Origin of the sequence: Pseudidiomarina woesei (genome assembly GCF_001418345.1) — a bacterium.
Taxonomy (GTDB): domain Bacteria; phylum Pseudomonadota; class Gammaproteobacteria; order Enterobacterales; family Alteromonadaceae; genus Pseudidiomarina; species Pseudidiomarina woesei.
Genome location: NZ_LIPW01000003.1, coordinates 144,374 through 170,729, shown reverse-complemented (window position 1 = coordinate 170,729; position 26,356 = coordinate 144,374). Strand labels below are relative to the sequence as shown.

Below are 26,356 nucleotides of genomic sequence, written 5' to 3'. Positions count from 1 at the left end.
TAGAGTATTTCACATGCGGTATTTTGGGGCTATTTTCCTTACGCTTTTTGTAACGGGTGTTGCGACAGCAAACACAGCGCAACCCAACAGCGAGCAAACGGTTGTGCTTATCTCAATTGACGGTTTTCGCCACGACTACATTGAGCTGCACGGCGCCCCGAACATTGCGAAAATTGCCCAGCAAGGCATACGCGCTGAAGGGCTTATTCCAGTTTACCCGTCAAAGACGTTTCCTAACCATTTATCGATTGTGACCGGCCAGTACCCATCAAATCACGGTATTGTGGACAATAACTTTTATGACACTGAGCGTAAGCAACACTACAAAATGGGCGATGGTGTTCAAGACAGCACCTGGTTAACCACCCTGCCAATCTGGAACTTAGCTGAGTTTCAGGGGGTTAAAGCCGCCACGTTTTTCTGGCCTGAGTCTGAGGCACGTATTAATGGCCGTACCGCCAGCTATTACTACAAATACAGCACGCCCACGCCGAACCGTCAGCGCATTGATCAAATTGTGCAGTGGTTAAAGCTGCCCAAAGCGGCACGCCCGCGTTTAGTCACGGGCTACTTTTCGGTAGTTGACACTATGGGTCATCGCTTTGGGCCTGAGGCACCGCAAGTAGGTAAGGCGGTGCAGCATGTCGACCAATTAATTGGCGAGCTTTGGCAGCGGCTGCAAACCGAAGTTGATGAGCCGGTAAATCTTATTTTGGTGTCGGATCATGGTATGTCGCAAATTAAAGCCGAAGCGATGATTGATTATTCAGCGTTCAATATAGATGAGCAGTTATTTGAAGTGGTGAACGGTGCCACGCGCCTAATGATTTATGCGCACGAAAGCACCACCACAGAGCAAATAAACGTTTTAAAGCAACGCTTACAGGCCGCCAAAAACGGTCAATATTGGTTAGAAACAGAGGCGCAGCTAGCGCAATTAGGCGTGACAGAAACGGCGCGTAAGCCGGCCATTATTTTAGGCACCAAAGCGCCGGCCATTTTCACTAGCCGCCCACCGGAAAAGCGCAAAGATGGCGGCACGCACGGCTATCACTCGAATCGCGACATGGATGGTATTTTCATAGCCGCTGGGCCAGCCATAAAAGCAAAAGCGCCACTGCAGCGCTTTAGCAATATTCATATTTACCCGTTTATGGCGCAGTTATTGGGGCTAGAACTTCTTAGTCCAATAGATGGCGACGCCAAGGTGCTGGCGCCGCTACTTAAGCAAGATTAGCTTAACTCTGAGGTGCACGCTGGGCAGCGCTTGGCCGCTAATGGAATGCTGGTGCAACAGTGCGGGCAGTCTTTGGTGGTCACCGGTGCGGGTTCTTCTTTAGTGCGCAAGCTGTTCATGCCTTTTACCAACCAGAACACCGCAAATGCCACAATAATGAAGCTAATGGTGTTGGTAATAAATACCCCGTAATTAAGCGTGACGGCACCGGCCGCTTGAGCGTCAGCAAGTGCCACATAGGGGCCAGGGTTTTCAATGCCGGCGCGCAACACCACAAACATGTCGGTAAAATCAACACCGCCTAACATTAAGCCAATAGGCGGCATTATAATGTCGGCCACAAAGCTTTTCACAATGGTGCCAAACGCACCGCCAATGATAATACCCACAGCCATATCTACGACGTTGCCTTTTAACGCAAACTTTTTGAATTCGTTCAACATAGTGGTCATCTCGTGTGGCGCTGCTCACCCCGTGTGGGCAGTCGCAAGTTAGTTATAGCTTAAGTTTTCTAGAATAACTATTTATAATAAGTTATTTATAAAAATAAACGTTTTAATTTTTTATTGCGTATTCACTTGCATGCTTTCTTTGTGATTAATATAAACAAATGAAAAATATGGTAATAAAATAAATTTTACGAATGCATTTTGTTGTGCAATATTTATTATTAATTGTTCTTTTAAAGTGATTTCCCACAAATGGTTGAGTGATGGGTATAACATCTAGAAACATTTTGATTACACTTCGCGCGGGGCCTGAGTCAGCAAAAAACTTGGCCTTGCGCTTTGGTGTGAATGTTTCAACCATGAGTCGGCAGCTAAATAAACTTGGTGATCAAGTTATCAAAGCGGCCGCGGGGCGCAGCACCTTGTGGTATGCGGCGCGAACAATTGCAGGTGTACCGAACCAGCACATTCCTATTTATCGTGTTAACCGACAAGGGCATGCCGAACAATTCGCGACACTGACACCCGTATTCCCTGAGCAAAGCTACGTGGTGAAATACCAGCGTGCCGCAAACGACACTGAGTGGCGACATTATATGTCGCTACCTTGGTGGATGAGTGATATGCGTCCGCAAGGGTTTTTGGGTCGTATTTATGCTCAAAGCCTTGTATTGCGAGGCGTGGTGACTCAAGCTGACCCAATTAAATGGCAAGAAGACGATGTTTTGCGGGTGTTGATTAATGAACCTGCTGAGCATGTTGGTAATTTGCTTATTGGTGAATACGCCTATCAACAATGGCTTGAGTCGCAACCGAGCGCTAGCCTAAATCGCACAGCAATTGCAGCACGGGCTGACGCAATTGCCGCTGGTGAGCACTTTGATTCGTCGGCAAAAGGGGAGCAGCCTAAGTTGCTTGCGACGGTGAACAAGCAGCCAAGTATTATAAAATTTTCGGGGCGACTACATGCGCGCCAGTCGAACGCCAATGCTGAAAATATTGTCGCTAGGCGCTGGGCTGACTTGCTATTCGCGGAGGCTCATGCAGCCAGAGCGATGAATGCTGTGCAGCCGGCCATTGCGGCGCACAATACCAGTTTTGAAACGGCCAACCGCGTATTTATGCAGTCACAGCGTTTTGATCGCATTCCGCCGCGAGGCCGTGTTGGTGTCGTTTCACTGCAAAGTCTTGATCTTGAATTTGTCGGGCAGGGCCAAACATCTTGGCCGGAACTCACGGCGGCACTGTGTGCAGAGAATGTGGTAAGTGAACAAGCGCAGTTGCAAGCAACAATTGCTTGGGCATTTGGCCAACTTATTGGTAATACCGACATGCACTTGGGTAATTTGTCGGTGTTGCATGAGGGGCGACGCCCTTATCAGTTAGCGCCGGTATACGACATGCTGCCTATGCACTATGCACCGAACACGTCAGGCGACATGAAAAATGATGTGTATCGGCCAAAGTTAAATTCATACGTGCGCCAAGTGCATTGGCTAGCGGCACTAGCCATGGCGCACGAGTTTTGGCCGGCGGTCATTAACGACAGCTCGATAAGCGAAGGTTTCCGCGAGATTGCAAGGCAGCAGTATGCGGTCGTGCAAGCATTTGCGGAAACCATTAACCGTATGGCTTAGCGGGTACCGAAAATTTTATCCCCAGCGTCACCTAAGCCCGGCACAATATAGCCGTGTTCATTCAAGTGCGAGTCAAGCGCGGCCGCATAAATGTGCACGTCTGGGTGGGCTTCGAGTACTTTATCCACACCTTCGGGCGCGGCAACCAGAACCAGCACGCGAATTTGTTCGCAGCCTTTTTGCTTCAGCATATCAATGGTGGCTACCATGGTGCCGCCGGTTGCCAGCATGGGGTCAATAACCAGCGCAATGCGTTGGTCAATGTCTTTCACCAGCTTCTGAAAATACGGAACTGGCTCTAGCGTTTCTTCGTCACGGTACAAGCCAACCACGCTCACTTTCGCACTCGGAATTAGGTCTAATACGCCGTCTAGCATGCCAATGCCTGCCCGCAAGATAGGCACCACAGTCACTTTTTTACCCTTAAGCTTTTGCACTTCAATGGCATCGCCGCTCCAACTGGTAATGGTATTTGGCTCAAGTTCAAAGTCGCTGGTGGCCTCATAAGTAAGTAAATTACCTAGCTCGTTGGTGAGTTCACGGAAGCTTTTGGTGGAAATGTCCGCTTCGCGCATCAGGCCAAGTTTGTGTTGTACCAGTGGGTGTTTGATAACGTGTAGTGGCATATGGGGCTTCCGTGTTTCGTGATTCGTGCGCTGCGCTGTTGGTGCGCTACGCTGTTCGGTATTCGTAGTTTATCAGAAAGTTGAGACTTGTCAGGCGCTAACCTAATTTTGGAATTAGACTTTGATCAGGGTTCAGGGTATTAATTACTCATGAATACATTAGGGATAATAAAAGCATGGCCAAGATATCTCCACTAAAAGCAAGTCCGCTTCGGAACCCCGGCGAATCGCTGCATCGCCGTTTAGTTGACGTAGGCATGGACAAGATAATTTTCCATTATATGGTTATCGTGATTCTGCTGCTGTCAGCTTTTTTTATTTGGTTACCCTATGTTACGGGAGGTCAAGTGAATCCATATTTTTGGACACTATTAATACTGCCTTTTATGGGGTTTAGCGTAGCACGCATTTTTCAAGGCTTTAGAGAAGCCAAAAAAATAAAACTTGGGCTTATGGGAGAAAAAGCAGTTGGTCAATTTTTGGAGCGACTACGTTTAGATGGCGCGCAAGTATTTCATGATATTGAAGGTGAAAACTTTAATCTTGATCATGTCGTCATTCACCGCTCTGGCGTTTATGTTATTGAAACAAAAACAATGTCGAAAAGTGATAAACACAAGTCAGTGTTGTTTTACAACGGAAAACAAATACTACGGGGTGGACAGCCCATTCAAAGTGATGCTTTGACGCAAGTAAAAGCAGCAAGCGGTTGGTTACATAAGCAACTTTTTGAGTCGACAGGTAAGCGATTTAATGTGCGCGGAATTGTGGTGTTTCCTGGCTGGTATGTTAAAACCACCGAGTTAGGTAGAAAGGCCAATGTTTCTGTACTAAACCCATTGGTCTTGCCAAATTATATCGGTAAGGCAAAATCACAGTTGCGCGATGATGAGGTGCATATGTGTGCTTATCATCTCAGTCGCTATGTTCGAACTACCTAGCGAAGAAGTGATAGAGGTGGCCATGCGTTATATGTTGTTTATGTTTATTTTTTTTGTGGTTGGGTGTAGCGCTTTTCATGAAACGCCGTCGCCTTTTGGTGACGTAAAATCGCAAGTGCAGGCGTCGCCCGAAGTCATCGCCAAAGGTGCTAAGGTATTTAAGTATCGCTGTTCGGCGTGTCATAGTATGGACCCTAATAAAAGTCAGTTTTTTGGGCCGCACTTAGCCGGTTTACTGGGGCGAAAGATTGCCACAGTTGAAGGCTATATGTTTACCGAAGAGGTGCAGCAACTAGATATTGTTTGGACAGAGCCAGTGTTAAACGAGTGGTTAACAAAGCCACAACAAATGGTGCCCGACATGTGCATGCCGTTTTTGGGTTTGCCAAAGGCTGATGACCGTCATGCTTTGATTGAATACATGAAAACCCCTTAGAACATACATCTTTTTTGTTACATTTCTGCAGGCCTTAAATGCTGTGGTATACGGAGATAACCGCCTGTTTTAATCGGTTTTTCGATTAATTTAATCTGTTTTTTTGGTTATGCGTTTTTTTCTGTGATCGACTATTCCTATATAGGTCTCAACGACAGTTGCATGTCCACAGAAGAGGGTATATCACATGTTAAAACGCACACTTCCCGTGCTGTCGGCTGCTGCACTTGCGGTAACGATGGCTTTTTCGTCTGGCGCGATGGCAACAGACGCTAAATCAAAAATGTTTTGGTGGCCTGATCAACTCGATCTAACTCCACTTCGTGATCACGATGTAAGTTCAAACCCCATGGCTGAATTCGACTACGCGGAAGCGGTAAAACAAGTCGATTTTGATGCCGTTAAAAAAGATATCGAAGCCTTAATGACCAGTTCGCAAGACTGGTGGCCTGCTGACTATGGCCATTATGGGCCGTTCTTTATTCGTATGGCTTGGCACGGTGCTGGTACCTACCGTATTCACGATGGTCGCGGTGGTGCCGGTGGCGGTCAGCAACGCTTTGAACCGCTGAACAGTTGGCCAGACAACGTCAGCTTAGACAAGGCACGCCGTTTGTTGTGGCCAATTAAGCAAAAATACGGCAATAGCTTGTCGTGGGCAGACTTAATGGTGCTTACCGGTAACGTGGCGCTAGAGTCTATGGGCTTCAAAACTTATGGCTTTGCGGCTGGCCGTGAAGATGACTGGGAACCAGATACCGTATACTGGGGCCCGGAAAAAGAGTGGTTGGCTGACGAGCGTTATAGTGGTGACCGTGAGCTTGAGCGCCCACTGGCGGCGGTACAAATGGGTTTGATTTACGTGAACCCGGAAGGTCCGAACGGTAACCCAGATCCATTGTTGGCGGCTAAAGATATTCGCGATACTTTTGGTCGTATGGCCATGAACGACGAAGAAACGGTCGCGCTTATTGCTGGTGGCCATACCTTTGGTAAAGCACATGGTGCGCACAAGCCTGACGAGTGTTTAGGTGCAGACCCTGCGGGCGCGCCGATTGAAGAACAAGGTCTTGGCTGGAAAAACAAATGCGGTAAAGGCCACTCGGAAGACACCATTACTTCTGGTTTAGAAGGCGCATGGTCGGTGAATCCAATTGCTTGGACCACCCAGTATTTTGATAACTTATTTGGTTTTGAGTGGGAGCAAACCCGCAGCCCGGCTGGTGCTATTCAGTGGATTCCAAAAGACGGACAAGCGTCGAACTTGGTGCCGGATGCACATATTCCGGGCAAGCGTCATGCGCCAATCATGTTTACCACTGACTTGTCGCTGAAGTTCGACCCTGAGTATCGCAAAATTTCAAAACGCTTCCATGAAAATCCGGAGGAGTTTGAGTTAGCATTTGCCAAAGCTTGGTTTAAGTTAACGCACCGTGATATGGGGCCACGAGCTCGTTACATTGTGGATACCTCGCCAAAAGAGCCGTTGATTTGGCAAGATCCGATTCCTGAAATTGACTACACGCTTATTAATGACCGCGATGTGGCCAACTTGAAGACAAAGATCTTAGATTCAGGCTTGTCTGTGTCTGAGTTGGTGCGCACTGCATGGGCCTCTGCGGCAAGCTTCCGTGGTACCGATATGCGCGGTGGGGCAAATGGTGCCCGCATTGCCTTGGCACCACAGAAAGACTGGGCAGTGAATAACCCGAAAGAGCTGCAGAAAACCTTGCGTACGCTTGAAAAAGTGCAAAAGGATTTCAATCGCTCGTTACCAAAAGGCAAGCGCGTGTCATTAGCTGACACCATTGTGCTTGGCGGTGCTGCAGCAATCGAAAAAGCAGCAAAAGACGCGGGCTATACAGTAACTGTGCCATTTGCGCCTGGCCGTAATGACACCACACAAAAGTGGACTGACGACTCGTTTGACGTGTTAGAGCCGAAGGCCGATGGCTTCCGCAACTACTACACAAAAGACGTTAACATGTCACCGGCTGAAGCTCTGGTTGAGCGTGCAGATTTGCTCACCCTAACGGTGCCAGAAATGACAGCGTTGGTCGGTGGTATGCGTGCTCTGAACGCCAACTATGGTGGTGGCAAGCACGGCGTATTCACCAGTCGCCCTGGCCAGTTAACCAATGACTTCTTCGTGAACTTGTTAGACATGAGCACCGAGTGGGCGCCTTCGAAAAATCAAGAGGGTGTGTACGAAGGCCGTGATCGTAGTTCAGGTGAACTGAAGTACACCGCGACACCGGTTGACTTAATCTTCGGTTCAAACTCTGAGTTGCGCGCTATCGCTGAGTTTTATGCGCAAAGTGACTCAGACGAAAAGTTTGTGCAGGACTTTGTCGACGCATGGGTAAAAGTAATGCGTCTTGACCGCTTTGACCTTGAGTAAGCAATCACATCAATAGTATAAAGGGAGCTTCGGCTCCCTTTATTTTTGGAGAAACCACAGGTGGCACGCTCAACCATAGAACAGTGGCGAATGTTTAAAGCTGTGGCCGACTTTGGCGGCTTTCAGCAAGCGGCAGACCACGTGCATAAAAGCCAGTCAACCGTGCACCACGCGGTGAATAAACTGGAAGAACAACTGGGCGTGCAACTAATAGAAGTGCAAGGTAGAAAGACACAAATTACACCTGCTGGGCAGCAGTTACTGCGCCGCATTACCTACTTGCTGGCAGAAACCGAGCGCTTTGAGAACGTGGCCAAAAACCTTAAGCAAGGGGTTGAGTCGCGCCTTGCAATTGCCGTGGACGAAGCCTTTCCCAAGTCAGTGCTGTATCAAGCCCTTGCCGAAGTGTCAAAAGAGTTTCCTTTGGTTCACATAGAGGTTATTGAAACCATCTTAAACGGCGCCAACGAGCTACTTAACAAAGGTGTGGCAGAAATTGCTTTGTCGCCGTTTACCCTCGCCAATGAGTTAAGTGAAGACCTGTGTCAAATGGAGTTTATGGCAGTGTGTGGTGCCAAGCATCCGTTAGCACAAAAGCACAACGTCACACCGGAAGATCTCAAGCAATATCGCCAAATAGTGCTGCGTGACTCGGGGCAAGAGCGCCAAATTGATGTTGGCTGGCTTGGCTCAGAGCAACGCTGGACGGTGAGCCATATGGCAACTTCTATTGAATTAATTCAGAAAAATTTGGGCTTCGCCTGGCTGCCCAAAACGGCTATTGCCGAGTCATTGCAATATGGTGTGTTGACGCCCATTCAGCTTACGCGCGGGGCAACGCGCACCTTAAGTTTGTTTTTGAATTTTCGTGACGCTCAGACATTAGGGCCTGTGGCCCGCAGTTTTATTGGGCATGTGCGGTATTTTACAGAATAAATAAAAAACAGTATTGAGAATTGTTCGCATTTACATTAGGATCGCAACCCTAAGCAAAATTAATTCTATTTAGGGGTGCGAACGTGAATAAATTTTCAGCGATTACCTGTGTGTTTATTGCGGTGGGAGTTCCTGTTGCTCAGGCTGCAGCGTTAGAACCGCAAACGACCGAGGCGATTGAACGTCTGCAAATTCGTGGCGAACAGCAAAGCGGTTACCTTGCTGGCGACCAAAAATCAGCGACCAAAATTGATATTTCAATTAAAGAAACCCCGCAAACGGTTACGGTTATAACCCAAGAGCGTATTCGCGATTTCGGCCTAACCGACATTAATACTGCTTTAGAAAATTCAGCCACAATTAATGTGGAACAAGTAGAAACTGACCGCACCTACTACACCTCGCGCGGCTTTGAATTAAGTAATTTTCAAGTAGACGGCTTAGGTTTGCCGCTAGTTAACAGCAACAGCCACGGCCGCATGGACTCAGCCTTATACGAGCGTATTGAAGTGGTACATGGTGCCAATGGCGTGATGACCGGTGTTGGTAGCCCTTCTGCCACGGTAAACATGGTACGTAAGCGGCCGAAATCAGAAGCCCAAGGCTCTGTTGTTGCCTCGCTGAGCTCTTGGTCTGGTAAACGTTTAGAAGGTGATTTTACTGGCGCGCTTAGTGACTCTGTTCGGGGGCGTGTGGTGCTCGTTGGCGACGACCGCGAGTCGTACTTAGATCGCTACCAAAATAACTCGCAGCTTTTCTACGGTGTGATTGATTACGCGCCTACGGCAAACACCTTAATTACCCTTGGCCACAGCGAACACCGAAGTGACACTGACGGCAACATGTGGGGTGCGTTAACCTTACATTATGGCGACGGCACGCCAACTAACTTTGATAGTTCCACCAATATTGCGGCTGACTGGTCGCAGTGGAATGTGAGTGAAAGCCGCAGCTTTGTGGACGTGGAAACGGTACTTTCTGATAACTGGAATTTGCGCTTTGCCTACAATCGCGTGCGCACCGACGAAGATAGTTATCTGTTTTATACTTATTTACCAGACCCTGCGACCGGCTTAGACCCTGAAACTGGCTTGGGCTTGTTAGGCTATGGTAGTGAATTTGACTTTGATGACAGCCAAGACAGCTTTGACCTTTATGCCAGTGGTCGCTTTATAACGGGTAGCTTAGAGCATGAGGTTGTGGTTGGTGCCAACTATGCGACATTGAATTTTGATGAAATGTCTTTGTATGACTTTCATACTGGCAACGGGTTTCCGGCCATGCCAGCCCTTGAAGACTGGAACGGCAACACACCATTTCCAGAGTTTACAGACGGCTTAGCCGGTAGCGATATTGAAAATACGCAAAAAGCGATTTACGCCCAAGCGCGCTTAAGTTTGTCGTTAGACACCAAGCTATTGTTAGGTGGCCGTTACAACGAATTCACGACAGAAGGTTTGCAATACGGAGTTGACCAGTCACGCGACGAAGGCCAATTTATTCCTTATGTTGGGGTTACCCATAATGTCACGCCAAGCACCACGGTTTATGCGTCGTACACCGAAACCTTCCAAGCGCAAAACCTGCGCGACCGTAATTTTGAGCGCTTGCCTGCGTTAACCGGTGAGAACTCAGAAATTGGTTTTAAAACCGAATTAGCGAACGGCGGTGCGTTGCTGTCAGCTGCGTTTTTTCATGTGAAACAGAAAAACCTAGCGGTGGGTGACGGTACCGTCACTAACCCCAACACCAATGCCCCTGAGCCGGTATATAGAGCCGCTGAAGGAGTATCTAGCCAAGGTATTGAAGTTGAGCTGTCGGGCGAGCTTGCCGAAGGTTTGCAAGGTAGTATTGCGGCAACTTCGTTTGAGGTAGACGGCGACCGTACTGTGGAAGACTATACGCCAGAAAACTTGTTCCGCGCGTCTTTAACTTATCGCCCAGCCGCGCTTGAGCAGCTAAAAGTAGGCGCGAGCTTTAACTGGCAAGACACAATTTCGCGCGTGCAGGGCGTGGTAGGTAATAGCTACGCCAACGCTGGCGAAACTATCGTGACCACCCAAGAGGCTTATGGCCGTTTGAACCTCATGGCCAGCTACCAGTTTACCGATGCCGTTAGCTTAACGGTGAACGCCAATAACGTGTTGGACAAGAAATACATCAATAGTTTGCTGTGGCCAACGCAAGGTTATTACGGTGCGCCACGTAACTATTCAGCAACGGTTCGCTGGAACTTTTAAGGTTTAACCAACAATGCGAAAGACTATCCATAAATGGCATGGTTGGGCGGGGATCATTTGTATGATCCCCTTTCTTGTTATTTGCCTTACCGGCAGCATTTTGGTGTTCAAAAAAGAAATTGATAGCCTATTGCTACCGGAGGTGGCTGCACTTGAGCCCACCGAACAGCCGCGTAAATCATTGAATGAATTGACCGCCAGCGTGCAACAGCAGTTGCCTGGTTATGAATTTGGTAGTTGGGAAATATTCCCAGCAGGGCATGACGAAGCTGATCGTATTTTCATGATCAAAAAGGGCACGGACGAATGGTTCAAGGCACATTTGAACCCTTATACCGGCGAGCTATTAAGCCAACCAACCGAGTCGGGGCATTATATAACTGACTGGCTGGTTGAATTGCATTACACGCTCATGTTGAATGACTTACAGTATTTGCCGGAGCATTTGGGCCTGATTATAGGCTTGATATTGTCTGTGTTTTTGCTGTTTATGGGTATTTCGGGGCTGATAATTTACCGCCGCTTTTGGGCGCGCTTGTTTACCCTGCGCTGGAACCAACGCATGCTCGCTGTGTTTAGTGACTTGCACAAAATGGCCGGTACCTTTGCTTCGCCGGTGCTGCTCGTGCTTGCCATTACGGGGGGGTATTACAACATTCTTATTTTTTACGAAGAGTGGGTAGAGCATGCTGACGGTGCAGAGCACCACGTCATGACCGACCGCTTGTACGCCACTGATTTAAATATTGACGAATTGGTGCTGGACAGTACGAAACAAATAGAGGGTTTTAAGCCAACGTACTTGTTATTTCCGTTTGAGCCCGAATTACCGTTTACCGTATTTGGTCGTGCGCCAACGGCGAATCCGTTATTAAGCAACTATGGCAGTGTGTCCAATTATGACCCCATGACGGGCGCTTATTTAAGCACTTATAACCTTAACGAACAGGGGGCGGGCGCTAAAACTTTAGATAGCTTCCGGCGGTTGCACTTTGGCACCTTTGGTGGCTTACCAGTGAAGGTCATTTGGAGCCTGGTTGGGGTGCTGCCATTGCTGCTTTCAATAACGGGTACCTACATTTGGTGGCAGCGTCGTAAAAAGCGTACTCGGCGGCGATAGTTAACAGCGCGCAAGGTTAGTAGTTGCGTTCGTTAACAACTTGTTTCATTGTGTGTTCTATACAACTTCACACGTCAAAAATAACGTATAGAACACACAGGAAACACTATGAAAATTTACGAAACCGCAACTGCGCCTAATCCTCGCCGAGTGCGTATGTTTTTAGCAGAAAAAGGCCTGCTTGATCAGGTTGAGTTTGTGCAAATTGATATTGCCAAGGGCGAAAACTTAACGTCTGAATTTGTTGCCATGAACCCCATGAAAAAAGTACCGGTGGCGGTACTTGATGACGGCACCGCACTGGCAGAAACCATGGCCATTTGCCGTTATGTTGAAGCTTCACACCCCGAAGCCCCCGCATTATTGGGTGACTCTGCTAAAGAGCAAGCTGTTATTGAACAATGGCTACGGTGGATAGATTTCTATTTAATGACCCCCGTTGGCATGTGTTTTCAGCACACGTCTGGCTACTTCAAAGACCGCATGAATTGTTTTCCTGAGTATGGCCAAGACTGTTACGGCGCTGCCGAGAAGTTCTTTGTGTTTTTGAATGAGCAACTAGCAGATAAGCCTTATTTATTAGGTGATAAGTTCACCGCTGCCGATATTAATGCGTTTTGCACCGTCAGTTTTGCCCGCGTGGTGAAGTTACGTATTGCTGATGAGCAAACGCACCTGCAAGCATGGTTTGACCGTATCAGCGAACGGCCATCGGCGAAGGTATAAATGGCGCAGCAGATCGTTGAAGTTGCCATAATTGGCACAGGTTTTGGCGGCCAAAGTACGGCGATTAACCTATTAAAGCAGGGCATAACCGACTTTGTCATGCTTGAGCGCCGCGCGTTTATGGGCGGCACTTGGTGCCAAAATAGTTACCCCGGAGCGCAAGTTGATGTGCAGTCGCCGTTATATTCACTAACTCAAGAGCCCTACCCGTGGTCGCAAATGTTTGCCACCCAGCCCGAGCTTGAAGCCTATACCAACCAAGTGATTGATAAGTATGGCTTGCGTAACAAAGCGCGACTAAATTTTAACGTTGCGCACGTGCGTTGGTGCGACGAAAATTTGCATTGGCTGCTCACCAGTGACCGTGGCGAACAGGTGCAGGCGCGCTTTGTAGTGAGCGCGCAAGGGCCGCTCAGCAACCCGGTTATTCCTGATTTTCCTGGGCGCGAACGGTTCCAAGGTGAAAGTTTTCATACAAACCATTGGAACCATGATTATGACTACCGGGACAAGCGTGTTGCGGTGATTGGCAGCGGCGCTAGCGCGGCGCAAGTTATTCCGACCATTACGCCCGAAGTTAGCCAACTGCATGTGTTCCAGCGCTCACCGCACTGGGTGTTACCGCGCCCAGACCGAGTATTCTCGCCGCGCGTACGGCGCTGGCTTGGCAAGCGTTGGGTTTATCAATCGTTGCGAAGAACTATTTATTGGGCACTTGAGTGGCGGGTGTTTGCGTTTAAATACGCGCATGGGCTGATGCGCTTTTTTGCCCAACGCCCGGCGCTTAAGCACCTACGAACACAAGTGCCTAATGCCGAACTGCGGGCGAAATTAACGCCAGACTACACCATTGGCTGTAAGCGTATTATTGTTTCTAACACCTTGTACCCGGCGCTAAGCCAACCGCACGTTACTTTGCACAGTCGTGAAGATAGTATTGCCGAAATAAATGATCGCGGTATTCAAACCACCCAAGGCCAGCAGATTGATCTTGATTTGATTGTTTATTCTACTGGCTTTGACGCGACAGATGGCGCCGTAGGTTATGAGCTGATAGGTCGCGGTGGTAAGCATTTACAGGAGGCTTGGCACGAGTTTCCGCGGGCGTATTTAGGCACCACTTTACCGCAGTTTCCTAATCTATTTTTAGTTACTGGGCCTAATACGGGCATTGGTCATACGTCCGCTATTTTCGTGATTGAGTCACAAATGAAATACATTATGCAGGCGATTAACTATGCGCGTGAACAGCAGAAGCCTATTGAGGTAACAGCGCAAGCGGAAGCTAATTATACCAACATGATACACCGAGAAATGCGCAAAACCGTATGGCACAGCGGCGGTTGTAATAGTTGGTATAAAAGCAAAAGTGGCCATGTCATTGCAATGTTTCCGGGGTTTAGTTTTGTTTATCGAATAATGGCAACGCGGTTTAAACCTCAGCATCATGTACTTATCCGTGGCAAGGATGAAAACCGATGAAAAAATTAATTTTCAGCTTATTAGCGCTGGGGTGTGCTTTTTGGTTAGCCAGTATGCACCCACGTTTTGGCTTGGCGGTGTATGACGTTACAGCGGTTACCGAAGCTAAACTTTACGGGTTTGACAAAGTATGGGTAGAGCTTGAGGAAATGCCCATGGCTACCTATCAACTCGGGGAGCCAACTGGTGAAAATACCGTGATTTTGTTGCACGGCTATACAGCCTCGAAAGAACTGTGGCTGCGCTTTGCTAAGCATTTGGGCGATAACGTTCATGTGGTTATACCCGACTTGGCAGGGCATGGCGAAACTGGCTATTACAGCGGATGGTCCTACACAGCTGCCGCACAAGCTGAACGCGTAAAGCAACTCATGAATGTGTTAGCAGTGCAGCAAGCCACTATTGTTGGTAACTCAATGGGCGGTATGATTGCCGCCAATTTTGCCATTATGTACCCCATGCAAACCCGCGCCGTTGTGTTGTTTAACCCAGCCGGGGTTACCCCACCAATACCCAGTGTTACAGAAGCCATGTTTGCCGAAGGTAATTCGCCATTTGAAATAGACACCACCGCTGAGTTTTTAGCGTTTTATCGGTTAACCATGGAGCAACCGCCGTTTGCCCCTGAATTTGTGTTGCGTGGCATGGCCGAGCGCTACATGCAGAACAAGCAGGCTTATCAACATATTGCCAATGACTTTCGCTTTAATGATCAGTTGGACAATCGCTTGGGCTTAATTAAGGTACCGACGCTGATAGTCTGGGGCGACAAAGACCAAATTTTGAGCCCTACAGCTGCGCCGGTATGGCATGACGGTATTGCCGATAGTGAATTAGTGGTGTTTGAGGGTATAGGCCATATGCCTATGGTTGAAGTACCCGAGGCGTCAGCTGCGTTAGTGTCAGAGTTTGTTTTTTAGATTGCTTGTGCTAGACATATTAGACTATCAAAAATGGAAGCATGGCGTTGACACACGCGCCTTTTAATAACGACGAATTAATTGTTTTTTTCGCCAGTTATGGAGTAAGTCATTGAATCCGTTTTCGGTGTGTAAACCCTGCGGAAACGACTTTGAAATGATTACTGCGAACCCCTTGGCACTGGCACTTGACCCGCGTCAGGTTGCGGACGACGCGTTATATCGCAGTAAAGAACCTGGTCGAAATGCTAGTGTACTGGCCAGCACCGGCGTATAATTCGCCGATATTCTTCAAGTTGGTGGTGTACAAATACGGTTATGGAAACGCAACATATTGTCGTTGTTGGTGGTGGTGCGGGTGGTTTAGAACTTGTTACCAAGTTAGGTAAAAAATTTAAGCGAAATCAACAGGTTTCTGTCACCTTAATCGATAGAAATTTGACCCACGTATGGAAGCCCCTACTTCACGAGGTTGCCGCGGGTGCACTTGATGCCGACATTGACGGCGTAGATTACCGAGTTCAAGCTGCGCATGCCGGTTTTAATTTTCTTCCCGGCGAACTCTGCGGTATTGATAACGAACAACGCGTGATTAAACTGGCCGCCATTAAAGACGACCAAGGGCGACAAATTGTTGCCGCGCGGGAAATTCCATTTACTTATTTGGTGCTGGCAATTGGCTCAGTAACCAACGACTTTGGCACCAAAGGTGCGCAAGACCATTGTTTCTTCCTTGATAGTGTCAAGCAGGCCACACGTTTTCATCATCAGCTTATGAACACCTTCTTGTCGTTACAGGCTGAGAAATACCCACGCCCGCTTAAGGTGGCCATTGTTGGCGGCGGTGCCACCGGTGTTGAACTTTCCGCTGAGTTATATAAGTCAGCAGAATTGATTCGTGCTTACGGGTTTTCTGATTTTGAGCTGAGTCAATTGCAAATTACCTTGGTTGAGGCGGGGCCGCGTATTTTGCCAGCTTTACCTGAGCGCATTGCTGCTGCGGCCCAGCAAGAACTCACTAATTTAGGTGTGAAGGTGTTGGCAGAAACGCCAGTGGTAGAAGTGAATGAGCAAGGCTTGGTGACGCAGTCAGGTGAGCTTATTGAAGCCACGATTAAAGTTTGGGCGGCGGGCGTAAAGGCACCTGAATTTTTGGCAAAATTAGGTCACTTTGAAACCAACCGTGCAAATCAAATTCAAGTCATGCCAACACTTCAAAGCACAACCGACAGCCATATTTTTGCAATTGGCGATTGTGCCGCGGTAACTCGTAGCGATGGTTCGCGCGTGCCGCCGCGCGCTCAAGCGGCGCACCAAATGGCAGACTGTGCGTTTGCTAACATTGTCAGTATGATCAAGCAGCAGCCCCTGTGTGACTTTGAGTACCGAGATCATGGTTCGTTGGTGTCGTTGTCTAGTTACTCGGCGGTGGGTAGCTTAATGGGCAACTTAACTCGCGGCGCAATGATGGTTGAAGGTTGGCTGGCGCGTATTATGTACAAAAGCTTGTACCGCATGCACCAAGTGGCTGTGCATGGTTACTTTAAAACGTTTTTGTTCATTCTGGTGCAGCGGCTGAACCGCCGTCTAAAACCCCGCTTAAAACTGCACTGAGCCTTGTGTAGCAGGCCCAGTGCACTGGGTGTGTACTTAGAAGCTGTACTCTAAGCCTAATGACACAGTTTGCGGTTTGTTCGGACGCGCGCCATGCGGCGTGCGTGACACAATACGCTGCTGATCAAATAGGTTGTCTACTTTCACAAATACAGTAGCTTGATTGCTCAGTGGGTAGCGGCTAATGAAGTCCACCACGAATACTGAATCAGTGTAGCTAAAGGCGTTCGTGTTGTTGTTACAGCCAACTTGTACGCAGGTTTCGTCCATGTATTTGGCGACCACGTACTGGTTCCAACCTGAGTCATGCTCAACACCTACACGTAAACTCATGGTGTGCTCTGGAATATCTGCTAAGCGGTCGCCTTTCTGCACGCCTGTCACTGGGTTTGTGGCGCTAATTTCAGCATCACTGAAGGTGTAGTTGAAGTTTACAGGCAAGCTAAATTCACCAGTTTGCCACTCGTAGCCCGCTTGGAATTCTACGCCTTGTACAACCGCTTCACCGGTCACAAATGAACCTGAGGTTGCACCGTTGCTGCATGGGTTAGCCAACGAGCATACTTCGGCTTGGTTGTTAAAGTCACTTCTAAAAGCAAGTGCTTCAACAAACCAGTCGTTGCTGTAACGTACACCCGCTTCGTAGTTGGTGCTGGTTTCTGGTTCGTCAGTTTCTGTTGCGCCGCCACCAATAGGTGAGAAGCCACGATGCACACCGGCAAGTACCTGCCAGTTGTTGTTTAGGTCATAAGTAAACGACGCGCCCGGTAACCACTCTTGGGTGTTGTTAGAACGGTAGCTTGGCGTGTCAGAACGCTCTGGCGTGGCGAACTGTTGACGATAGGTGTCCACGTCTTCATAGCGCAGTGCTAAGTTGACCAATAAAGCGTCGGTGACTTGCCATGCGTCGGTAATCCACAAGCTCAGTGCGTCGCCGCCTTCTAAGCGGTTGTCACCGCCGGTTGGCGCAATAATACGGTCAAATACCAAGCTGCCGTTAATTTGGTCGTACACTTCTTTTGGCTGATAACGGTCTAGTGAATCATTGTGGTCGCGTACGCCCACGTTTAGGGTATGGTCTGCCAATAAAGTGGTGACATTCAACTCAATACCGTACGACTCATAAGTACGATCACCGTGGGTATAGATTAAGTCTTGAACGTCAAGCTCACCGTCCAAAATGGCCTGGGCTTGAGCGTCTCCCGCATTGGCGGCATTAATAAATGAACTGGTGCTGGTTTTAAACCAGTCACGGTGGTATTCATTACGATATGCAATGGCGCTTAAACGTGATGCTTCTGTTAAATCAAGGCTATAGGTTAACGAGAAGCTCTTGTGTTGGTTGTCCATTTGGTCAATTTCAGACAAGCCATAACGACGGTTCGGATTTTCAGCAAAATCTTTGTCGGTTAAACCAGCGTAGGTTTCGTTAGAAACTTGTTCTGAGTACTGCAGCTTAGCCAAGAGGCTTTGGCGCTCACCAGTCCAGCTAAGCTTTACCAAATAATCTTCAATATCAAAACCGGAATCGCGGTTGCTGCGGTCAATGTCTTTGAAGCCATCGCTGCTGCGCTGTACGGTGTCAATTAAGAAGCCAAAATCACCTGAACGGCCGCCATAGTAGGCATGAATATCTTGGCTGTTGTGCTCGCCAAATTTGGTGGTGATTTTGCCGCTGTTTTGTTGCGGAATTGGGGTGGTGATCATGTTGATCACGCCGCCCGTAGTTTGTGGGCCGTAACGCAGTAGCGGTGCACCTTTAAGTACTTCGATGGTGTGCATGCGGTAGGCTTCTGGAAAATAGTAGGCAGCTGGGTCTACGTAAGGCAGTGGTGCAATTAATACGCCGTCTTCCATAAGGGTAACCTTGCTACTGCGGCCGCCAGAGGCAGCACGAATACCAATGTTCGGGCGCAGGCCTTGGCCGTCTTCTTCGCGAATATATACGCCCGGTACAGTTTTTAATAACTGGTTAATGTCGGTATTGGCTTCAATGGTTATTTGCTCTGCGTCAACGACTGCACTTGAGCCTGGCAGCTTTTGCGCGTCTTGCTTGCTACCAATAATTTGTAGCACTTCGTCAATATTGTCGTCGCTGTTATTTGTTTCTGCAGTGTCAGCATGCGCGACAGACAGTTGCAACCCTAGTGCCGTAAGCAGAGCGGTTGCTAAGATAGAACGTTGCATCGAATTTCCCCCAAAAGTCGAACTCAAAATTTAGGGGATGGAGTATAAATGCAAACTATTCGCATTTACAAGTGGTTCGCTCAAACTTTCGCTAAAATACTGTCTCGCTCAACTTTTGAAAAAGGTATAACGCTTAAACGATTGCCTTTTTGTACCAGTGGGTTGTCAGTTAATTCAGTTAACTTCTTAAGTTCATCTAGGCTGATAATTCGTGCAAATTTGCGCACAAACTGTAAATCGACAGCATCCCAGCGCGAGTTGTCTGGTTTGCTACGTTTGTCAACGTAGGGTGACTCGGCGTCGAATTGGGTGGGGTCGGGGTAGGCTGTGCGAGTGACTCGAACAACACCAACAATGCCAATTTTTGCGCAGCTTGAGTGGTAAATAAAAACCTCATCGCCAATGGCCATATTGCGCATAAAATTACGCGCTTGATAATTGCGCACACCGTCCCAGCGAATCACTTGGTCGGGCTTGGTGGCAAAGTCATCAATACTGCATTCATCGGGTTCGGTTTTCATAAGCCAATACTGCATAGCGGTCGTCCTTTTATACGTTTCGAATAAGTTGTATGAGCAAGTAAACAAGCTGAAAATTTGATAGCATGGTACGCAAATTACGCGCAGTTGACGACTGTTTGCGTTAGCCACTATTCAAGGAGTCATGATGTTAGAAGCTGCGAATAACGTGAAACTGTCGGTACTTGATCTCGCGCCAATAACGGCTGGCAGTGATGCGCGGCAGTCGTTGTTAAACTCGGCCGATTTGGCGCGGCACGTTGAAGGTTGGGGCTACCACCGTTTTTGGATGGCCGAGCACCATAACATGACGGGTATCGCAAGCGCCGCAACTGCGGTTGCGTTAGCTTATATAGGTAGCCAAACACAACATATTCGTATTGGCGCCGGCGGTATTATGCTGCCTAATCATGCGCCGCTTGTCGCCGCTGAGCAGTTTGGTACCTTGGCGGCATTGTACCCGAACCGGGTTGATTTAGGCTTAGGGCGTGCACCGGGAACCGACGGCGCGACGCTGCGCGCATTGCGGCGCACCTACGACAGTGCGGATGGTTTTCCGGCCGACGTGCAAGAGCTGCTGATGTACCTTGATGACCCCAAGCCCGAACAAAAAATTAAAGCGGTGCCGGGTATGGGCTCGCAGGTGCCAGTGTGGATTCTAGGTTCCAGCTTATTTGGTGCTCAGTTAGCGGCGCGTTTAGGTCTGCCGTATGCGTTTGCTTCGCACTTTGCGCCTGACTATTTGCAACTAGCACTTGAAGCTTACCGCAATGATTTTAAACCGTCGAAATATCTCGACAAGCCCTATGCTATGGCTGCGGTTAACGTATTCGCAGCAGACACAGAGCAAGCTGCAAAACGCTTAAAAAGCTCGATGCAACAGCAGTTTATTGCGTTGCGCCAAGGTAACCCTGGGCCCTTGCCTGCACCTTTAGATAATATTGAGCAGCAGGTTGACCCCATGGCCTTAGCCGCGGCGAATCATGCCTTAAAATACACGGCTAGTGGCACCGCAGAACAAGTTCATCAATACTTGCGTGATTTTGTAGCTGCTACCGGCGTGAGCGAAGTTATGTTGACTTGTCATGCCTATGATCACCGCGCGCGTTTGCGCAGCTTTGAATTAGCACAAGGGGTGCAATTTGAGTCATGAACTATTAACCGCATTGCGTGAGAGTACTCATGCACTGCACCAAGAGTTAGATCATCACCCAATGATGGCGTTGTTGTTACAGGCAGAGCTAACCGCAGCGGCGTATGCGAATACCTTGGCTTGGTTGCACCCGTTGCAAAGTACGCTTGAGCAGCAGCTGACGCACTTGCTGCCAACGTTCGCAACGAATATAGATTTGGGCCCACGGCTGTCGGCGCTAGAGACTGATTTGCAACAACTTCAGGTTACCCCATTGCAGCTTCCGCTAGAACTAGAGCTTAAGCTAGCACCTTCTGAAGGCACTTTAGCGGGCATGTTATACGTGCTGAACGGCGCACGTTTGGGCTCGGCCCATATTGCGCGGCGTTTGCAGCATACAAGCCCACATTTACCCTGCCGCTACTTCACTGAAGCCAATGGCGCAGCGCATTGGCCCCCCACTTTAAAACTGCTCGAAAATTTAGCAATTAGCGAATATAGTGACTGTAAAGTTGCCGCCGAAACCGTGTTTCGGTGGTACATCAAGGTGATGAACAACGCGCAGCGAGAAACAGTATGCCAAACGGCGAGTGGGTGTTAATAGCTTTTATCGCAGTATTGATGCTAATGGCAGGCGTAGTGTTTGTTGTGGCGTGGCGAGCAAAACGTTACGCCGCTTATCAACAATCGTTTGTGCGTGAATTTATAGACGCTGAATACGACACCCTACGTGCATTAGCGCAAAACCGCCCGTTAGCTGAAAAACTGGTTGATATTTGTGAATTAGCTGAATATCAGGTGAAAGACAGCTTTGCGTCGGTAATGATTGCCGACCCCATATTGGGGGTACTTAATGCGGAAGCCGTTGGCGGTTTGCCCAAGGCGTTTAGCCAAGCGTTGAAAAATTTACCTATTGCCGACGGTGTGGGAGCTTGTGGTACAGCAGCTGCCCTGCGCACTTCGGTTATTGTTGCCAACATGCACGATGACCCACGCTTTGAAGCTTTTGTCCCTCTTATAAACGAATACCAGCTGAAAGCAGCCTGGTCGTTTCCAATTTTTTCGGCCGACAACCAATTACTAGGCACCTTCGCGCTGTATTCAAAGTTAGCGAAAACGCCGAGTGAATCGGACATGAAGCTAATAGAGCGCAGCCGTGAATTAATTTCGTTGGTAATAACACAGCATCGTGATCGGTTTGAGCGTGAGCGCAGTGAACAACACACACTGTCACTGTTTGATCACAACCCTGAGGCGGTATTTACGTTAGACCTTGAAGGGCGCTTCATGAGCTTAAATGCGGCGGCCGAGCGGTTGATTGAATTTAAAGCTGAACAAATGGTGGGGCAACCCTATGATGCGGTTGTGCTTGAGGAAGACAAGCAGCGCACACGCGAACACTTTGAAGCGACCAAGCGCGGCGAACCGCAACATTATGAAATTGGCGTTCTGAATCAACGCGGGCAACTGCAGCGCATTGAAATTACCAATATGCCAATAATTATCGATGGTGAGATTACAGGTGTACATGGTATTGCTAAGAACGTGTCGCAACAAAGGGAATATGAAGAGCGTTTGCAAATTCTTAATCGCAGCGTTGAAGCCAGTACGAACGGCGTGGTGATTAGTGATGCCCGTAAGCAAGGCTTTCCGGTTATTTATGTAAACCCTGCGTTTACTACAATAACTGGGTATCAGGCTGAAGAAATGCTAGGCCGCAGCTGTGCTTTGCTGCAGGGCCCAGACACCAATCCAATAACCACCAAACAAATTGCCGAAGCGCTGCGCGAACAGCGCGAAGTGCGCTGCACTGTTCGAAATTACCGCAAAGACGGCACCCCGTTTTGGAACGAACTGATTATTTCGCCGGTGCGCGATAATCAAGGCGAAGTAACGCACTATGTGGGTTTGCAAAGTGATATCTCTGCGCGTATTGCGCACGAAGATAAACTGGCCTACCAAGCGTCGCACGACGTTTTAACTGGGCTTGCCAACCGCGCCTCGATAGAAACCTATTTGTATAAGCTAAGTCAGCAAGAAGCTAAATTGGTTTATGTACTGTTTATTGACCTTGACGGCTTTAAGCCGGTTAATGACAGTTTAGGCCACGAGTGTGGAGACCATATTTTACAACAAACCGCGCAACGCTTGCGCTCGGTTATTCCTGAGCACGACATGTTAGCGCGCTTTGGTGGCGATGAATTTGTTGCGGTGGTGCAAAGCGCGACAGAGCCGGCCGATGTGGTGGCGCTAGTTAAAACCATTTTGGCGCAGTTTGACACGCCTTTCGTGTATGAAGACGCTGAGGTGACGCTGTCGGCGGCGATTGGTATTGCCAGTAGCGATGTACCTACCAGTCACCCCAATGAGCTGATTCAGTTTGCCGATGTGGCCATGTACGAAGCGAAGCGCCTTGGTAGTGGCACCTATCAATGGTTTTCGCCGGAGCTCGATTTAGGTACGCAACAACAGTTAACGTTGCGCACCCAGATGCAAGAAGCCATTGCAAAACAGCAGTTTGAGGTTTTTTATCAGCCGATCGTCAATAACGCTGGCGCGGTGGTGGCGGCAGAAGCATTGGTACGTTGGAAACACCCAGAACAGGGGTATATTTCGCCGGCTGAATTTATTCCGCTAGCCGAACGTACCGGTCAAATTGTGACCATAGGCCGCTGGGTGCTAGAGCAAGCCTGTCGTGATTTACCGAAGTTGCGTGAGCACGGTGTTGGTCAAGTGAGCGTGAATTTTTCACCCATGCAGTTTTACCGTGAAGACTTTTTACAGTCGGTTGAGCAGGTGGTTCGTGAGCATGGTATTAAACCCGGCCAACTGGTTGCGGAAATAACCGAAAACGTATTGCTACGCGACGCTAACGTGTCGTTGACAACGATGAGTAAGCTACGTGACATGGGCATTGAAATTGCTCTAGATGACTTTGGAACTGGTTATGCCAGTTTAAGTTACTTAAATATTATTCCGGCCCAGAAGCTTAAAATTGACCGTATTTTTGTGCAAAACATTCACAACAACAGCCGCAATGCGGCTATTACCCGTGGCGTGTTGACCATGGCTGCTGAGCTTGGCATGGCGGTTGTGGCCGAAGGCGTTGAAACCGCAGACGAACGCGATTACCTGATCAATTATGCCTGTGACTTCATGCAGGGCTACTTGTTCTGTCGGCCCTTGCCTATCGCCGAGCTCATTGATTGGTTAAACCACAAATAAGTTACGGTACATGCGTTCGGCGTAGTCGTCTGTCATGCCAGCTACGTAGTCACACAGAATACGGTCGGCGGCAGCTTGACCTTGTTCTTGGTGCGCTTTTTGCCAACGCTCACGGGTGTTACGCGGCAGCAAACGTAGCGGTTCGGTGTGCAGCGCGGTGAATAAATCAAGCAGCATATTTTGGCTGCGGTACCGTAGCTGCTGAATAGAGGGTTCGTTTATCACGTGTTCAAATACCACGTCTTTCAGGCTTTTCAGTAAAAATGCCTCGTCCGTTGGCAAGGTTGCATTAAAGCGTATTAACGGCTCTTGCGCTTGTGGCAGCACTTCTTCAAGGCGCACAGCAGTGACAAAAATATTCACCAACGCACCAATCGCATTTTTGCGCTGATGGTGCTCGCGGCCAAACAACTGTTGCCCCAGTTTTTGCATCAGTTCGGCTAATTCCTTAGGTAAGGCACTAATGACGTTATCTACATGCGCATGCCATTGGCTTTCGCTTAACGTGCCGGTTACCACCGCGTCTTCTAGATCATGCACTCCGTAGGCTATATCGTCTGCTAGCTCCATTAGTGACGCATCAAGCGCTTTGTATTTCGACTTTTGCCACGGAGCTTGGCTGAGGGTGTCGACTTGCTGAAATAACTCACGGTCGCTGTCGCTTAAGGGTTGCAATACCCAGTCAAGCAGGTCGGAATCGCAAGCAAACAGTGCTTTGGCTGGCTTCCATTGGGCCAAGCTACCGGGTTTGCTCAGATGTTCTGGGGCTGTCAGCGCAGGCATAAGCACGGGGTATTTCAGCAATCCCAACAGCGAGCGACGGGTTAAGTCCATGCCGTGTTCGGGGTGGTACGCTTCAAGTTTACCAACAATACGAAAGGTTTGGCCGTTGCCTTCAAAGCCGCCAGAGCCCAACATTTTGAAATGCAACGCAGCCTCACCGCCATGACCAAAAGGCGGGTGACCAATGTCATGGGCTAAACACAGGGTTTCCATGAGGTTTAAATCAGGCAATAATTCGGCGTGCTCGGCGCTGCTTACGTGTTGTAACTGATTAATTAACGACGCACCAATTTGCGCCGCTTCTAAACTGTGAGTTAAACGCGTGCGGTAGAAATCATTTTCACCAACGTTCATGATTTGGGTTTTCGACTGCAATCGACGGAAGGCGGCAGAGTGCAGCACTCGCGCGCGATCTCGTTGCCACGGTGTGCGTAAATCCCCAGGCCGATTTGAAGGGCCACCTGAGCGGCGTTGGTGCCAATGTTCCGTCATGTGTTGGTTCCTGTATTAACCTGAACTAGATTGTTGAAAAATTACCACATCTCGCGGGTAAATAGTCAGCTGTAAGCCAAACTTTTGTGCCAACCACTGAAACGTTTGTTCATGAAAGAAACAAATATGAGTTGGGTCGTTACGGTACGTCCATTGTTTAAAGCGCTCGAAAGTGTCCCAGCGCTGAGTCATGATGCCCAGCAGTGCGTTAGGTTTTAAACAGGCCAACAATTGCTGAAAAACCTTTGCTGGTGCAGCTAAATGCTCAACAACTTCGGTCGACACAATAAAGTCGTACTGCTGTTGCAGTGTGGCTGGCTGATTGTCGTAAAAAATATCGAACGTGGCGCAGCCAAACCCGGCATTTCGAAACATGTCGGCTAACACTGGGGTTGGGCCACAGCCAAAATCTAACCCCTGGCTTGCTACAGGCAACTGAGCAGTTAATGGCGTGAATAAACGCGACAAGAAAGTTTTATAGCCTAGGTCATCCGGATTATTTTCATGCAAATCATAAACGGCTTTTTCAGCCGCTGTATTTAGCAAAAAGCGCTGCGGTACGTGAATAAGTTGGCAGTTTGGGCAATGCCAATATTCGCGGCCGGCTAACGGGCCTCGCTGCATAGTATTAAGCAGCGAGGTGTTAGCACTGTGGCACAACGGGCATATAGACGCCGACATAACCTAGTCGCGGAAGTTTTCAAACTGCAACGGTAGCTCTATGTCTGATTGACGCAGTAGTGCTATGGTTTGTTGTAAGTCGTCACGCTTTTTACCGGTCACCCGTACTTTGTCACCTTGAATAGACGATTGTACTTTGATTTTGCTGTCTTTTATTTTTTTTGTAATTTCTTTGGCGAGAGGCTGGTCAATACCTTGCTTAAAGGTTAAAGCCATACTATAAAGCTTACCGCTGTGTGTTGGCTCATCAGGCATATCAATACCCGCTAAGCTTATGTTTCGTTTGGCACAATGGTTATTGAAAATATCTTGCAGCTGGCGCACTTGAAAGTCAGACTCAGACGTGAGTGTCACGGTTAAGTCTTTAAGCTCTATGGTGGCTTCAACGCCACGAAAGTCGAAGCGAGTGGTGAGTTCGCGAGTGGCATTGTCCACCGCGTTTTTAAGTTCAACTTTATCTATTTCAGAAACAATATCGAAACTAGGCATGGTTGTGAGTCACTCCGTGTTAATTTTATGCATAGCTTATACTAAAATCAGTGTAGGCTAAACGAATGGAACGCACGTAAATAT

General features: G+C 48.5%; 22 protein-coding genes. 15 read left to right on the top strand and 7 right to left on the bottom strand.

Annotated elements, in window-relative coordinates:
* The first annotated feature begins 13 nt into the window (after positions 1-13).
* Positions 14-1,237 (top strand): alkaline phosphatase family protein, encoded by a 1,224-nt coding sequence (locus ASC40_RS06560; RefSeq protein ID WP_055438993.1) that lies wholly within the window; start codon positions 14-16, stop codon positions 1,235-1,237.
* Here the strand turns inward: ASC40_RS06560 and mscL are convergent.
* Positions 1,234-1,689 carry a large-conductance mechanosensitive channel protein MscL gene (gene mscL / locus ASC40_RS06555; RefSeq protein ID WP_281175479.1) on the bottom strand — a complete coding sequence of 152 codons (456 nt, stop codon included), beginning with the start codon at positions 1,687-1,689 and terminating at the stop codon, positions 1,234-1,236. The genes ASC40_RS06560 and mscL overlap by 4 nt on opposite strands.
* Positions 1,690-1,973: 284 nt before the next feature.
* Between mscL and yjjJ the strand changes: the two genes are divergently transcribed.
* A complete protein-coding gene (gene yjjJ, locus ASC40_RS06550; protein WP_055438991.1) occupies positions 1,974-3,323 on the top strand; it encodes a type II toxin-antitoxin system HipA family toxin YjjJ in 1,350 nt (449 codons plus the stop codon).
* Here the strand turns inward: yjjJ and upp are convergent.
* Entirely contained in the window at positions 3,320-3,949 is a 630-nt protein-coding gene (gene upp, locus ASC40_RS06545; RefSeq protein ID WP_055438990.1) for a uracil phosphoribosyltransferase, read from the bottom strand. The genes yjjJ and upp overlap by 4 nt on opposite strands.
* Before the next feature lie 176 nt (positions 3,950-4,125).
* Between upp and ASC40_RS06540 the strand changes: the two genes are divergently transcribed.
* From ASC40_RS06540 to ASC40_RS06495, 10 genes are all read left to right on the top strand, one after another.
* Positions 4,126-4,890, top strand: a complete 765-nt coding sequence (locus ASC40_RS06540; protein WP_055438989.1) for a nuclease-related domain-containing protein — start codon at positions 4,126-4,128, stop codon at positions 4,888-4,890.
* Positions 4,853-5,326 carry a c-type cytochrome gene (locus ASC40_RS06535; RefSeq protein WP_169782091.1) on the top strand — a complete coding sequence of 158 codons (474 nt, stop codon included), beginning with the start codon at positions 4,853-4,855 and terminating at the stop codon, positions 5,324-5,326. Before ASC40_RS06540 ends, ASC40_RS06535 begins: the two co-directional genes overlap by 38 nt.
* Positions 5,327-5,564: 238 nt before the next feature.
* On the top strand, positions 5,565-7,727 hold the full coding sequence (gene katG, locus ASC40_RS06530) for a catalase/peroxidase HPI (RefSeq protein ID WP_425415065.1): 2,163 nt from the start codon (positions 5,565-5,567) through the stop codon (positions 7,725-7,727).
* A 60-nt stretch (positions 7,728-7,787) separates the two neighbouring features.
* Entirely contained in the window at positions 7,788-8,663 is an 876-nt protein-coding gene (locus ASC40_RS06525) for a LysR family transcriptional regulator (protein ID WP_055438986.1), read from the top strand.
* An 83-nt stretch (positions 8,664-8,746) separates the two neighbouring features.
* Entirely contained in the window at positions 8,747-10,903 is a 2,157-nt protein-coding gene (locus ASC40_RS06520; RefSeq protein ID WP_055438985.1) for a TonB-dependent siderophore receptor, read from the top strand.
* Positions 10,904-10,916: 13 nt separating this feature from the next.
* Positions 10,917-12,023, top strand: a complete 1,107-nt coding sequence (locus tag ASC40_RS06515; RefSeq protein ID WP_055438984.1) for a PepSY-associated TM helix domain-containing protein — start codon at positions 10,917-10,919, stop codon at positions 12,021-12,023.
* 108 nt (positions 12,024-12,131) lie between these two features.
* Positions 12,132-12,749 carry a glutathione S-transferase family protein gene (locus tag ASC40_RS06510; protein ID WP_055438983.1) on the top strand — a complete coding sequence of 206 codons (618 nt, stop codon included), beginning with the start codon at positions 12,132-12,134 and terminating at the stop codon, positions 12,747-12,749.
* Positions 12,750-14,231 (top strand): flavin-containing monooxygenase, encoded by a 1,482-nt coding sequence (locus ASC40_RS06505; RefSeq protein WP_055438982.1) that lies wholly within the window; start codon positions 12,750-12,752, stop codon positions 14,229-14,231.
* A complete protein-coding gene (locus ASC40_RS06500) occupies positions 14,228-15,151 on the top strand; it encodes an alpha/beta fold hydrolase (RefSeq protein ID WP_055438981.1) in 924 nt (307 codons plus the stop codon). Before ASC40_RS06505 ends, ASC40_RS06500 begins: the two co-directional genes overlap by 4 nt.
* Positions 15,152-15,469: 318 nt before the next feature.
* Positions 15,470-16,765 carry an NAD(P)/FAD-dependent oxidoreductase gene (locus tag ASC40_RS06495; RefSeq protein WP_055438980.1) on the top strand — a complete coding sequence of 432 codons (1,296 nt, stop codon included), beginning with the start codon at positions 15,470-15,472 and terminating at the stop codon, positions 16,763-16,765.
* 36 nt (positions 16,766-16,801) lie between these two features.
* Here the strand turns inward: ASC40_RS06495 and ASC40_RS06490 are convergent, their stop codons facing one another.
* Both ASC40_RS06490 and ASC40_RS06485 read right to left on the bottom strand, forming a co-directional pair.
* A complete protein-coding gene (locus ASC40_RS06490) occupies positions 16,802-18,952 on the bottom strand; it encodes a TonB-dependent receptor family protein (protein ID WP_055438979.1) in 2,151 nt (716 codons plus the stop codon).
* Between the two features lie 80 nt (positions 18,953-19,032).
* Complete coding sequence (locus ASC40_RS06485) at positions 19,033-19,488, bottom strand: EVE domain-containing protein (protein ID WP_055438978.1); 456 nt, start codon at positions 19,486-19,488, stop codon at positions 19,033-19,035.
* 127 nt (positions 19,489-19,615) lie between these two features.
* Here ASC40_RS06485 and ASC40_RS06480 point away from each other — a divergent pair, with 127 nt between their 5' ends.
* Genes ASC40_RS06480 through ASC40_RS06470 form a run of 3 tightly spaced genes read left to right on the top strand, consistent with a single transcriptional unit; the run spans position 19,616 to position 23,827 of the window.
* A complete protein-coding gene (locus ASC40_RS06480) occupies positions 19,616-20,623 on the top strand; it encodes an MsnO8 family LLM class oxidoreductase (protein ID WP_055438977.1) in 1,008 nt (335 codons plus the stop codon).
* A complete protein-coding gene (locus tag ASC40_RS06475) occupies positions 20,613-21,203 on the top strand; it encodes a biliverdin-producing heme oxygenase (RefSeq protein WP_055438976.1) in 591 nt (196 codons plus the stop codon). Before ASC40_RS06480 ends, ASC40_RS06475 begins: the two co-directional genes overlap by 11 nt.
* A complete protein-coding gene (locus tag ASC40_RS06470; protein WP_211256869.1) occupies positions 21,179-23,827 on the top strand; it encodes a bifunctional diguanylate cyclase/phosphodiesterase in 2,649 nt (882 codons plus the stop codon). The genes ASC40_RS06475 and ASC40_RS06470 overlap by 25 nt, the downstream gene beginning before the upstream one ends.
* On the opposite strand, the gene ASC40_RS06465 is transcribed toward ASC40_RS06470, so the two are convergent.
* The 3 genes from ASC40_RS06465 to ASC40_RS06455 are packed head-to-tail and all read right to left on the bottom strand — an operon-like array spanning position 23,813 to position 26,272.
* Positions 23,813-25,102 carry an anti-phage deoxyguanosine triphosphatase gene (locus tag ASC40_RS06465; RefSeq protein ID WP_055438975.1) on the bottom strand — a complete coding sequence of 430 codons (1,290 nt, stop codon included), beginning with the start codon at positions 25,100-25,102 and terminating at the stop codon, positions 23,813-23,815. The genes ASC40_RS06470 and ASC40_RS06465 overlap by 15 nt on opposite strands.
* A gap of 15 nt (positions 25,103-25,117) precedes the next feature.
* Positions 25,118-25,726, bottom strand: a complete 609-nt coding sequence (locus ASC40_RS06460) for a class I SAM-dependent methyltransferase (protein WP_055438974.1) — start codon at positions 25,724-25,726, stop codon at positions 25,118-25,120.
* Between the two features lie 60 nt (positions 25,727-25,786).
* Positions 25,787-26,272, bottom strand: coding sequence for a YajQ family cyclic di-GMP-binding protein (locus tag ASC40_RS06455; RefSeq protein ID WP_055438973.1), 486 nt, complete (start codon positions 26,270-26,272; stop codon positions 25,787-25,789).
* Between the last annotated feature and the right edge of the window lie 84 nt (positions 26,273-26,356).